This is a genomic window from Robbsia betulipollinis, assembly GCF_026624755.1.
Lineage (GTDB): Bacteria > Pseudomonadota > Gammaproteobacteria > Burkholderiales > Burkholderiaceae > Robbsia > Robbsia betulipollinis.
This window is the reverse complement of sequence record NZ_JAPMXC010000031.1, coordinates 1-1,234: the sequence shown is the minus strand read 5'-3', so window position 1 is coordinate 1,234 and position 1,234 is coordinate 1. Positions and strand designations below refer to the sequence as shown.

General features: G+C 54.8%; 1 protein-coding gene. It reads left to right on the top strand.

The annotated features are described in order from the left end of the window. Nucleotides 1-65: 65 nt before the first annotated feature. Nucleotides 66-1,207, top strand: a protein-coding gene (locus OVY01_RS22920; RefSeq protein ID WP_432422301.1) for an IS3 family transposase whose coding sequence is annotated in 2 segments (ribosomal slippage) — nt 66-312 and nt 312-1,207 — 1,143 coding nt in all. Because the reading frame shifts where the segments join, the coding sequence is not laid out codon by codon here. The last annotated feature ends 27 nt before the right edge of the window (nt 1,208-1,234 follow it).

The window sequence follows — 1,234 nt, the reverse complement described above, 5'->3', positions numbered from 1 at the left end:
CCTGAACCGGCCAGCCTTTCGTAGACATCTTCGAGCCATAATCTATGGCAACCGAGGAGGTCAGTATGAGCGGCAAGCGATACACGGATGAGTTCAAGATCGAGGCAGTCAAACAAGTCACCGAGCGAGGTCATTCGGTAGCAGATGTAGCACAGCGATTGGGCATTACGACGCACAGCCTTTATGCTTGGCGAGCCAGGTTCGAGAAGCCGGATGTCGTGCGCCAAGCGGAGCTGGACCAAAGTGCCGAGGTGCGGCGACTGAAGACCGAGCTCAAGCGTATGACCGAGGAGCGTGACATTCTAAAAAAAGCCGCCGCGTACTTTGCAAGGGGATAAAGGCAAGGTACGCGTTCATGCGGGTCCATATTAATGAACATTGTTTGCGCACGATGTGCCGGGTGCTTGATGTACATCGCAGCGGCTTTTACGCCTGGCAACGTCAGTCGGACAGCAAGCGTAAGCACGAAGATGTTCGACTAGTGGGACTGATCAAGCATCAGTGGCTGGCCAGCGGTAGCGTTTACGGTTACCGCAAGGTCACAATAGATTTGCGTGAATTGGGCGAGACGTGCAGCCGTCACCGCGTGCTTCGGCTGATGCATGGCGAGGGCCTGCGAGCTGAGGTGGGGTACGGCGGCAAACCACGTTACCGTGGCGGTCCGGTTGGTTTGATTGCCAATGTATTGAATCGGGACTTTGCGCCTGACGCGCCGAATAAGGTTTGGGTAACGGATATCACGTACATCCGGACCTATGAGGGGTGGCTGTATCTGGCCGCAGTCATGGATTTGTATTCGCGGCAGATCGTTGGCTGGGCCACACGATCCACCATGACCAGTGGTCTAGTATTACAGGCGCTGTTGGCTGCGGTATGGAAACGCAAGCCGGAACCAGGCGTCATGATTCATTCAGATCAAGGCAGCCAATTCACCAGTGATGACTGGCAGTCGTTTCTGAAGGCTCATCACATGGTACCGAGCATGAGTCGGCGCGGTAACTGCCACGATAATGCCGTGGCCGAGAGCTTCTTCGGGGCGTTGAAAAAGGAACGAATAAAACGGCGAATCTATCCGACCAGGGCGATGGCAACCACGGACGTATTCGATTACATTGAGATGTTCTACAACCCAATTCGCCGACACAGCTTCGTGGGCCATTTGTCACCCGTGGAGTTTGAGCGGCGCAATGCGTTAAACGGCTCGTAAGTGTCTATTAAACCCTGGCCGGTTCAA